This is a genomic window from Oscillibacter sp. CU971, from assembly GCF_905219725.1.
Lineage (GTDB): Bacteria > Bacillota > Clostridia > Oscillospirales > Oscillospiraceae > Oscillibacter.
In genome coordinates, this window is record NZ_CAJMXG010000098.1 from 1 (window position 1) to 10535 (window position 10535).

The 10535-nt window shown below is 57.0% G+C and carries 11 protein-coding genes and 1 pseudogene; all 12 read right to left on the bottom strand.

Going from position 1 to position 10535, the window contains the following annotated elements:
- Positions 1–1210: CD1108 family mobile element protein (locus JX325_RS08375; protein WP_204790708.1), on the bottom strand; the 1210-nt coding region annotated here is incomplete at its 3' end.
- The gene (locus JX325_RS08380) at positions 1191–3491 is read right to left on the bottom strand and encodes a VirB4-like conjugal transfer ATPase, CD1110 family (protein WP_374220599.1); all 2301 of its coding nucleotides are present in this window, start codon (positions 3489–3491) and stop codon (positions 1191–1193) included. The genes JX325_RS08375 and JX325_RS08380, both read right to left, overlap by 20 nt.
- Positions 3397–3900: a PrgI family protein gene (locus JX325_RS08385; protein WP_204790709.1), complete on the bottom strand. Its 504-nt coding sequence runs from the start codon at positions 3898–3900 to the stop codon at positions 3397–3399. The genes JX325_RS08380 and JX325_RS08385 overlap by 95 nt, the downstream gene beginning before the upstream one ends.
- A complete protein-coding gene (locus JX325_RS08390) occupies positions 3888–4481 on the bottom strand; it encodes an MT-A70 family methyltransferase (RefSeq protein WP_374220600.1) in 594 nt (197 codons plus the stop codon). The genes JX325_RS08385 and JX325_RS08390 overlap by 13 nt, the downstream gene beginning before the upstream one ends.
- Before the next feature lie 2 nt (positions 4482–4483).
- Positions 4484–5278: a site-specific DNA-methyltransferase gene (locus JX325_RS08395; RefSeq protein ID WP_160210539.1), complete on the bottom strand. Its 795-nt coding sequence runs from the start codon at positions 5276–5278 to the stop codon at positions 4484–4486.
- Positions 5268–6050: a septation protein SpoVG family protein gene (locus tag JX325_RS08400; protein WP_204790710.1), complete on the bottom strand. Its 783-nt coding sequence runs from the start codon at positions 6048–6050 to the stop codon at positions 5268–5270. The genes JX325_RS08395 and JX325_RS08400 overlap by 11 nt, the downstream gene beginning before the upstream one ends.
- A 47-nt stretch (positions 6051–6097) precedes the next feature.
- Positions 6098–6964, bottom strand: coding sequence for a VirB6/TrbL-like conjugal transfer protein, CD1112 family (locus tag JX325_RS08405; protein WP_204790711.1), 867 nt, complete (start codon positions 6962–6964; stop codon positions 6098–6100).
- 9 nt (positions 6965–6973) lie between these two features.
- Entirely contained in the window at positions 6974–7186 is a 213-nt protein-coding gene (locus JX325_RS08410) for a Maff2 family mobile element protein (protein ID WP_120155131.1), read from the bottom strand.
- A gap of 98 nt (positions 7187–7284) precedes the next feature.
- Entirely contained in the window at positions 7285–9123 is a 1839-nt protein-coding gene (locus tag JX325_RS08415) for a VirD4-like conjugal transfer protein, CD1115 family (protein ID WP_204790712.1), read from the bottom strand.
- A complete protein-coding gene (locus JX325_RS08420) occupies positions 9110–9529 on the bottom strand; it encodes a PcfB family protein (RefSeq protein WP_374220601.1) in 420 nt (139 codons plus the stop codon). Before JX325_RS08420 ends, JX325_RS08415 begins: the two co-directional genes overlap by 14 nt.
- Before the next feature lie 97 nt (positions 9530–9626).
- Complete coding sequence (locus JX325_RS08425) at positions 9627–10313, bottom strand: antirestriction protein ArdA (protein ID WP_243413999.1); 687 nt, start codon at positions 10311–10313, stop codon at positions 9627–9629.
- 7 nt (positions 10314–10320) lie between these two features.
- Positions 10321–10535: pseudogene (locus JX325_RS08430) on the bottom strand (DNA (cytosine-5-)-methyltransferase); the annotation flags it as partial.

The following is a 10535-nucleotide window of genomic DNA, read 5'->3' on the forward strand; positions in this document are numbered from 1 at the left end:
TGTAATAGTCATACGGCACTTGGTAGGTGTCCGTATGGGAATTGCCGTCCTCGTCCGTCCAAGTGTCAGTTTCCGTCCGATAGCGCACCTCCACCACCACTTCCTCGGTGAGAATGTACTGGCGGTCAAAGAGCGTCTGCAGGGTGCCTGCCGCCTGTGAAAGCGTCCATTGCCCCTCGTGGAGAGCCGACAGGATGGAGATCAGCACATAGGGGTCATGCTCTATCCCGTCCAGATCGAAGTGGTATTCGTCATAGTCATGGGTGCTTTCGTAGGTATCGAGGTAGTTTTTAAGTTCTGCCTCCAGCCCTGTATAGGCGGCCTCGGCCCCCAGCATATCCCCATCCTCGGACGGGTAGGTGGTGGCCCCTAAAGCCCCGGCCCCGGCGTTTCCAATCGTTACCAGCGAGGACGAGCAGGACTGCACCAGAAAGACCAGCAGGATGCAGGCAAGGGCGATGACGGAGCCAGCGGGATGGCGTTTCACAAAGCCCGCCGCCTTTGCCGCCAGCTTTTCCGTGGCGGCGGCGGTTTTCCCGGCGGCCTTTGCCCCCTGTTTGGCGGCCTCCTTTGCCCGCTTTTGGTACTGCTTTCGGTTGCGCTGTTTCTGCCAGTACCGGGCGAAAAAGTTTTTGGATAGCTCCGGGTGCTCCTGGGCGGCGGCGTGGAAGTGATAGTCCGCCGTCCGTTTGACATACCGGGCCTCGGCCTTTTGTACCGCCCTGGCCGGGTGCTCCCGGATTTTCCTTTTTACAAACCGGGAGCCATGCCGCAGTACGGACTCGCCAACAAGTTCGGAGCGGTGGGCCCCCTCGGTGCCCACATTTTCCTGCTCCACCTCGAAAATTTTTCCATGTACAAAACCATGAACAGAGCCGCTGGCCACCCGGCCTGCACGCTTTACCGGGCCGGGCTTTTTCGGCGGCTTTTGTCTTGCCAGCTTTTCCTTTGCCTTTTCTACCTTTCTGCCTTGCTTTTCCATGCGGAGCTTGGATGCCGCCGCCTGTTCCTGCTGGCTTTTCTGCCGGAATTTGGACTTGGGAGACTTCGGGACACTTTGTCCCGAAGTTCCCGCCTCACCGGGCCCGGACTGCTTTTCAGAGCCAGCCCCAAAAGCAGAACCGCCCGGATCGGCGGCCCCGCCCCCGGGGTCAGTGCGGCCTGTCTGCGCCCAAGGCTCCGGGCGTGGTTTATTCGGTTTTCGTTTCATTGTTCATATCCTCCGGGCGTGTGGTGAGCAGGTTGTAAATCTCACCTTTGGGGAAACGGTCAACAAAGGGGATGGTCACATTCCCATAGAACAGCAGGCCCTCGCCGGAATTAGAGTGAGTGATATAGGAAAGCTGGTGCTCGGAAATGCCAAGCTGTTTTGCCAGTATCGCCCGGTCGCTCTGGGCCTGTGACAGCAGGATCATAAAGTCGGTGTTGTCTAAAATGTTCTCAATTTCCCGGCTGGCCAAAAGGTCTTTCACATTCTGCGTAAGTGCGCTGGGAACACAGCCTTTCTTTCTCAGCATTTTCCAGACGGCCACAAAGTAGCTGGCGGTCAGCGGGTCACGGAGCAGGACATGGAACTCGTCGAAGTAGCACCAGGTCGCCACGCCTTCCCGGAAATTGGTGTCCACCGCCTGGGAGACAAACTCGTTTGTGATGTGCATGGCAATTTTTCTGAGGTTTTCCCCCATGTTTTTTAAGACAATGCACACCACCCGGTTATCAGTTTTTATATTGGTGGGATGGTTAAAAAGATTGAGGGAGCCTGTACAGTAGAGCTCAAGGGCAGTCGCTACCCGCCGGGCCTCGGGCTCCGGCTGTCTGAGAAGTTCCTCGTATAAATCCTGCAACAGCGGGGTTTTGGTGTTTTCGAGCCCCAGCGCCTGCTCCCGGTACACCAGCCGCACACAGCGGTCAATGACGGTTTTCTCAATGGGCTGGAGCCCGTCACGGCCTCCCACCACCAGCTCGCACAGGGACAAAAGAAAATCCGCTTTCATGGAAAGCGGGCTCTCCCCGGCGGTCATATTAAGCTCCACATCCATCGGGTTTAAGTGGTGGGGGCTGTCCGGGGCAATCTCGATCACCTGTCCGCCCAGCCGCCGCACCAGCGGGGCATATTCGCCCATCGGGTCAACAATGATAATGCGGTCATGGGTAACAAGAAATACATTTAAGAGCTCTCTTTTAGCGGCAAAACTTTTGCCACTGCCAGTTGAGCCAAGGTACATCCCGTTGGCCGATTTTAACTTTTTCCGGTCGGCCATAATGACATTGTGGGAAAGGGCGTTCATGCCGTAGTAGAGGGCCTGCCCGTCCATCCGAAGCTCCCTTGTCATAAAGGGAATGAAAATCGCCGTGGAGCTGGTGGTCATGCCCCGTTTAATTTCCACCTCATTACAGCCCAGAGCAAGGGAGGACATAAAGCCCTGCTCCTGTTGCCAGTCCAGCCGCTTTAAGGCGCAGTTGTATTTCTGTGCGATGCCGCCCACGGTAAACACATCGTTTTCCAGCCGCTGGCGGGTAGGGGCAAGGTTTACCACGGTGAAAGTGAGAAGAAACATCCGCTCGTTGCGGGACTGGAGATCGGCAAGGAGCTCCGCCGCATCCTTGGAAAAGGTAATAAGGTCGGGCGGCAGGATGTCGGGATCGTACCCGGAGCGGACGGCTTTCCGCTGTTCCTCCACTTTCATTTTCCCAATATCGGAAAGTTTCCCCTTAATGGTTTTGATGGCCTTTAGCTGATCCACGGTCTGGATATGGAGGGTCACGGTCATTTCCGCATCCAGCTCCAAAATTTCCGCCAGCAGTTTGTCCGAGAGCTCGGACGCTAAAATCTGCAAGTAGGAAACGGCTCCCCAATAGCGGCCCACCCGGAATGAGCGGGACTGGCGGAAGTCAAAGCTGTCCAGGGCGATAAAGTCCTTTGTCCCCAGCCCGGTCTGCGGAATATCTTTCCACGAAAAGCAAAACGGCTCCCGGTTGCCCGGGTGCATCTGGCTGTGGAGTAAGGCCAGCCTTGCCCGCCCGTCCATCGGCTCGGAGGGAACGCCCAGCCGCTTAAAATTCCCCATCACATCGGCCTCCACCCGCTCCAGCCGGGGCCGGGCCTCGGCAATCCCCTCGGCGGGGATGCCAAAAGTGATATATTTGGAGCGTTCAATGCCGTTGTTGCTTTTGGCGATCTGGTTTTTCAGCATCCCGGTATATTCCTCCCGGATGCTGTTGAAATCGTCATCCCCCTGGGGGATATTCACCCGGTAGCGGCTCCGGGAATGGGAACGGCGGTTAATGAAAGAAAGCTGGAACGGCAGGGAGCTGTCAAAGTAATTGAGGAATGAGCTCCAGCCGCCAAAAATCGCCGTCTGATCCTCGGTGCTTGCCACGGAATAATTGATGTCCTCATATTCCACGGTTTTTGTGTAAAGCCCGCCGGGGAGCCTGCACACCCCGTCCGGGTGCATCACCGTATAAGGGATTGACTGCTGGGCGGACAGGGCCGCCCGCTTTCTGCCCTTGGCGGCCCTGCGCCGCTGTCTTTGTTTTGTGGTCTGCAATCGCATCCTCCTTTCTCACAGGGCCCCGCCCGGTAAACGGGGCGTAAATGTTTTGTGTCTGATAGGGCCTTATCCCGGGACGGGTAAACCGGGCCCGGATGATGTTTTTTACCACCTTTTCCGCCGGGAGCCCGTCTTTTTCATACATGGCCAGCAGAAAGGCCGGGAGCATGATCACCAGCATGGCGAACATGGCCCCGGTGTTGCCGATGGAACTGCGGGCGAACAGGTAGGACGGGATGCCCACTGCCGCCGCACAGCCGAAGCAGACAAGCTGGCGTTTGGTAAGGTTAAAGGCCATTTTGGTTTTGATTTTGGATAAATCGTTGGGGACATTTACATAAGGCACTGCTTGACCTCCTTTCCGGCCCTGGTATCTTCGGGACACTTTGTCCCAAAGTCCGGGACGGTGCTTGCCACTTCATTTCCCCACACCTCCCAGCCGGGCGGGGACTGTCTGGCAAAAAGCTCCACCCGGGGCAGGTCGCCCATAAGGGCCACAATCTTTTCCCGGGCCTCGTCCGGCTTTTTGCTGTGGGCCTCAATGGGGGAAACGATAAACTGATGGATATTTGCCGCCTGCCGTTTGGGATGGCCCCTTGTGGCCAGCAGGCAGACCTCGGCGTTTCCCCTCGTCCAAAAGCCCAGCCCGTAAAACCAACTGTCCGCCTTTTTATTCTTTTTCAGCCAGACAAAGGCCACGGACTTATACTGGAAGCCCCACGCCTTAATAAGCCGCAGGGCCTCCGGGAGCTGGGGGAAAGTGGCCCACAAAAAAAGTGCGCTGTCCCTGGCGGCCAGATCCGCCACCGGGAGCGCACAAAGCTCATCGATCCCCATTGTGGGGTAATGGTTCTGTGCCGCCCCCTGGACTTTACTCCGCTGGTACTGCCAGGGGGGATCGGCATAAATGATAGAATAGTTTCCGATAGTTACACTCCTTTCTCCCCGGACTCCACCGACACCCGGGCGGTATGGATGCGCTCGCTGGCGGCGGCATAAAAGGCCGGGGCTGTTTCAAAGCATACAAAACGGCGGCCCGTGTTGAGGGCGGCAACAGCGGTAGTGCCGCTCCCGGCGCAGATGTCCGCCACCACCTCCCCGGGCCGGGTGTAGGTCTTGATGAAATACTCGCACAGCTCCACGGGTTTCTGCGTGGGATGGACGGTGCGCTGTACCGAGGAAAAGGCAAGCAGGTTTCCGGGAAAGCGCAGGCCGTCCTCCGACCCGCTGCTGGAACGCAGGAATTTTCCATAGTTGGGGCTGTTGCTCCCCTCCCGGGAGATTTTCTTATAGGGCTTGCCCTGTTCAAACTGCGGATTGTAATAGGGGAGCTTTTGGTAAAATACCAAAATATTCTCCGTCCGCTTTAAGGGGGCCCGCCTTGCGTTGAGAAAGCCGGTACAACGGCTTTTGTACCATACCCACTCATAGCGGAGCATGGCAAGGTTGGATGCCCCCAGCACTTTATCATAGGGGCACTGTGCGAAGAACAGCACAGCCCCATTAGGCTTGACGGCCCACTTGACCGCCTCCCACAGCTCCGGGAGCGGCAGGGGCACATCCCAAAAGTTCCGGGTGGTGCCGTAGGGCGGATCGGTTAAGAGCATATCAACCGAGTGTTCCGGCAGGGAGCGCAGGCCCTCGATGCCGTTCATAAGGAACAGGCCCTCGGAGAGCTCCGCAGACTTCGGGACACTTTGTCCCAAAGTTCTCTCAGCGGTCATCCCGGGCCTCCTTTTTCTTTGCCGGGGCAGGCCGGGCGGCGTTTTCCTTTCCCGCCTCCTTTGCGGCCTGGGCCATCTGCTCCCTTATGGGGGCAGGCCGCACCGCCTCGGCTCTTGCAATCAATTTTTCCACGGCCACATGGTACGCTTGGGCGGCAATCTCATTGATCCGATCCCGGGTGGCCTGGTCTGGAACCCGCACCGTGGAGCGGTAGCCCATCCTGCTGGTGGGATCGGGCTTTGAGGGAGTCCCTAAAAAAATCCCGTTTTTCCCGTCCACCACTTTAAAATCGTCAATCACAACACCGCCGATGGTTACGCTGGCAAAGCCGATCAGTTTCCCCTGCGGCTCAATGGGCCGCACCGATACTTCAATGGGAACAGCCTCCTTCAGCATGGCGTCCGTCCTCATTTTCACGGCCTCGTCTATGGTTACGCCTTTGACCTCGGCCAGCTCCGCAATCGGAACCTCAAAAAGCCAGCGCCGCTCCTCGGCGGCGATCTGTTCCGGGGTCAGTATGACATCCTTACTCAGTCCTGTTTCCTCCTTTCCGGGCGTGGGTATGACAGCCCCGCCCTCATACTCATAGCCTGCCGCATGGATCGCGGACAGGGTTTCCGCTGATACCCTGCCATTCAAAAGCAAGTCCGTATCAGCCATAAACGCCAGCGTGTCCCGCTGGGTAAATTCCTCCGGGAGCTTGCCGTTCCATGTCCGGAGCATTTCCCCGTCCGGGCCTGGTTTGTAACGGGTGGGGGCCCGTCTTGGCATATCCCGCCTCCTTTCCGGCCTTGGGACAAAGTGTCCCGAAGTCCTGTTTAATGCGCCCCGAAGATGCGCTGGGCGATGCCGCCAGTCTTAAACAGCATAAAGCACAAAAGCACCGTGTAGCCGATGGTGCCCCATATCGCCCCGATAGGGTCGCCGCTTGTGGCGATGCCCTGGATCAGCACCGCATAGATGGCCACGCATACCAGAATGAGCATCCCTTGAAAGCCCACGGCGAACAGGGATTTTAAGTAGTTCTGCCCCGCGCCGCCAAGCTCACGGTTGGCAAGGGTGGCAACGGGGAGCGGGGCTAAACTGGTCAGCAAATATATTTCCAGCATCCTGCCATACACCAAAACAAAAATAATGATCCCCATGATCTGCATGGTCACGCCAATAATGGAGGACTGGAGCCACAGGCCAAGGAGCGGCCCTAAATCCATCGCCTCCAGCGTGGTTTCCAGTTCGGCCAGCATATCCGGGGTAATATCCGTGGAGCCCTGGATCAGCCCCGCCGCACTGGAGATGGCGCTCTGCGACACATCGAACACGGCCATTACAATGTTAAAGGTGTTGGAGAGAATGAGGATGGCGCAGGCGGTTTTGAATACCCATTTGTAGATATTCGCCACATCAAACTCGTGCATATTGTTTTTTTCAAGAAGCATCTGGATAAGCTCATAGGTGGCAACAAAGGTCAGCACCAGCCCGGCGATGGGTAAGATCACCGTTTCGGAAAGCTGGCGGATGAGGGAGAAAACCCCGGCGTTCCATGCCGCCGGGGTCGTCCCTACCTGTACCGCAATCTCTCCGACTTTGGCGTTGACGGTATCAAAGAGCCCCTCCAGGTTCCCCATGATGCCGCCGACCAAGAGCTCCCGTATCCAGTTCTCGAGCCAGTCGGTGAGAAAATCCATAAGCCCTCCTTAGAACAAGCCGGACAGCAGGGGGATCAGCGTGGTGCCCAAAAGTATGATACCGCCGCCAGCCATTAACTGTTTCATGCCTTGACTTTTTGAGCCAGGGTTGTCCGAGCCGTAGCCCTCCAAGAGATTCACCACGCCCCACACGCCAAGCCCTGCGCCGAGAGCCACAACAAGGGTCTGTAAAGTGCTGATAGCAGATGCAAAAAATTCCATATAGCCTCCATTTCTCCGGGATATTCCCGGCCATGAAAAAAGCCGCCATTTCTGGCGGCAGGTAACAAACCTCGGGACACTTTGTCCCAAAGCCCTATTTATGCAAAGGCATCCGGATCGTCAATATCGTCATAGTTGAGGATGTCCTCGTCCTCGCTTGTGAGCCCATTGTCCGGCACGGATACCTTATACACCTCGCATAGTTCCTCCGGCCCGGGCCGCCTACGGCGGTTTATGAGCCTGTCGAGGTCAAAGGCGTTTTTCTTTTTATCGGCCTCAGCCGTGTATTTATAGTTGGGATGCTTTTTCAAATCATATTTGCGAGAGAAGAACGGGGGCAGGCCCCGCAACTGCAAAATGCACTTGTCCCCGGGCATGGTTGCCAGCTCGCTGGGGGTCATAAGTTCCCGGCCCAGCCGCTGGGTGTTCTGGCTGTAGCTTTCCGACTGGCCACGGGAGCGGCTGTCGGTCTGCATACTGATAGTGGCCTTTCCCAGCCAGTTTTCCGATATTTCCTTGATGGTGCTGGCCTCCCGGCCCCCGAGGAATACCACGCTGTCCATGTTGCCGAGGATCGTCTCGGCGTGTTTGTCATAGATGGCCTTACACTGCGCCAACTGCTGGTAGAACAGGGTTAAGCTGATCTCCCGGGAGCGGATCACGGCTACAATCTTTTCAAGCTGGGGCACTTGCCCCGTGTTGGCCGCCTCGTCCCACAGCACCCGCACATGGTGGGGCAGGCGGCCGCCGTGAACATTGTCGGCCCGCTCGCACAAAAGGTTGAACATCTGGGAAAAGGCCAGAGCCACTAAAAAGTTGTAGGTCTGGGTGGTGTCCGAGATAATAAAGAACACCGCCGTTTTCCGNTCCCCGATGCGGTCAAGCTCCAACTCGTCATAGGACATAATCTCCCGGAGTTGGGGGATGTCAAAGGGGGCCAGCCTTGCCCCGCAGGAAATCAAAATGCTTTTCGCTGTCTTGCCGCTGGCTAATTTGTATTTCTTATACTGCTTGACCGCAAAGCAGTCCGGCTTTCGCTTTTCCAGCCCGGAAAACATATAGTCCACAGCGTTCATAAAATCCTCGTCATCTTCTTTTACTTCCATCCCGGAAATCATATCCACTAAAGTGTTCATGTTCCGATCCTCGGCGGGGCCCTCAAAAATGATATAGGCGATTAAGGCGCAGTAGAGCAAAGTCTCTGATTTTGTCCAGAAGGGGTCGCCCTCCTTGCCTTCGCCCTTGGTGTTGGAAATGAGGGCATCCACAAACTTCAGGATGTCGGCCTCGTTTCGGATATAGGCCAGCGGATTATAGTGCATGGACTTGGAAAAGTCGATGGAATTAAAAACCTTAACTTTATATCCCTTTTTCTTTTGGAGAAAACAGCCCACCTGGGACAGCACCCCGCCCTTGGGATCGACCACCACGAAAGAGGAATGAGCCTGTAAAAGCTGGGGTGTGAGCCAAAAGCGGGTTTTTCCCGAGCCGGAGGAGCCGATGACACAGCAATTTAAGTTCCGGGCGTTGGCCGGGATTTTGGGCCGGGTATTCATGGTGAGAAACTCCGTCCCGGTAAGAATGACATTATTTTCAAACTTCGGATCGGCAAAAGGGGCTATATCTTTTGGCCCGCCCCAACGGGCCGATCCGTATTCTTCATCCCGCCGAAATTTCTTTGCGTTCTTGCTTTTCACATAGATCAGCAGGCGAAAGCCCACCGCCCCCGCAATACCGATGAGCCAGTCAAAAGGAGAGAGCCCCGGCGCAAAGTCTGCAAAGGCCGGGCCGATGCTCTGCCCCAGGCCCATGAGCTTGTGGGCAAAGTCTGCTCCAGGGGCCAGGCGGTAGGCCGTCCCCAGCTTTAGGCAGGCCCACAGAATAAACAGGTACGGGATATTGGGTATCACATACTTTTTGACGCTATCTGTCCTCATGCACCGCCTCCCTTGCACGTTCTTTCTTGTGGGACGGCTGGCGGGCCAGTTCAGCGGCAGCCCGTTTGAGCTGTTCCCGGATGGGAACACGCTGGGACTTGGAACGCTTCAACACACGCCGGGAATATTCCGAAAAGCAAGCGGTGATGGCGTCGGCCTGCCCGCTCTTGAAGAACAACAGATATTTGTCCGGCCCGGTCTTGTAAAAGGCATAGTCCACATTCCAGCGCCGGGCCACCCGGTCAAATTCCCTGGGGGCCTCCACGGGGAGGCTGTTGGTCGCCTCGCCCTGCTTCATAAGCTGTTTGACGCTCTGCCTGCCGTGGGGCGTCTTGCGGGCCTGCCGCTCCTTTTGGATCTTCCGGCCCGCCGCCTGCAGCGCCCAGGCCAGCGTCCGCGCCGTCAGCTTCCCCGTTCGGATGGAGAGGGCTATCGTGCGCCGAGAAATATCTTCATCTACCAAAAATCATCACCTCCTGCCTCTGGACACGGTGTCCAGAGGGCTACCGCTCCTCCCGGTCCACCTTGGGCGCGGGCCGCTCCGTGGTCTGGGAGGCCCGGTTCGCCATTTCCTGATAGGCGGCCATTTGCTCCCGGATGGGAACCTTGGGCATGGAGAACACCCGGTGTTCGTCGGGAATGTCCTCCAGTCCGTGGTAGTGCTCCACAAAAGAGCCGCCGCCCACCACATAGCCGCCAGGAGCAAGGTGTCCGTCCTCGTTGATCCGCACATCCCGCCCGTATGCCTCATAATCAATGTAGTCGATCAGGTGCTCCGGCACAGGGACGGCCTCAAGCTCCTGGATATACATCCGCCCCAGCTCCTCCTCGGTGTGGATGTCGGAATAAAAATTGTAGCTGTCCAGGTTTTGAGAGAGATTGATCAAATCTTTCACGCTCCCGGTGTACTCCCCGCTGTCCATGACAGCCTCAAATACTTCCAGCTCGTACTCGTTCAGCTCCGACAGCAGGCAGGCCAGATGGTTCAGCTCGTCAATGCTCTCATACTCGCCCAGGTGCTTATGGAGCTGGGGCATACTGCCGTCATAATCGGCAATAAAAACCTCCTCATACCGAATACCGTCTATCCCGATCTTCTCCAAGGCCGCCTGTACGGTTTCCGTGTCGGTGGGGAACGCCACCCGCTCATAGGCAAGCTGGCCCTCGTTGTATTTGCCCAGGTTCGTCACGCAGGCTTCAAATATCGCTATCTCCTTTCCCTCCCTCCAATTCTTCTTTTATTCCCGCCATGATGTACTCCGCGCAGGGCAGAGCGATGGAGTTTCCCAGGGCCTTTTGCCGGGCGCGGACGGAGACGGGCCGCCCGTCGTGGCCGAACGCCGTCCAGCCGTCAGGCAGGCCCATGGCCCGCTCCCCCTCCGTGGGGGTCAGCCATGTAATCACCCCCTCCG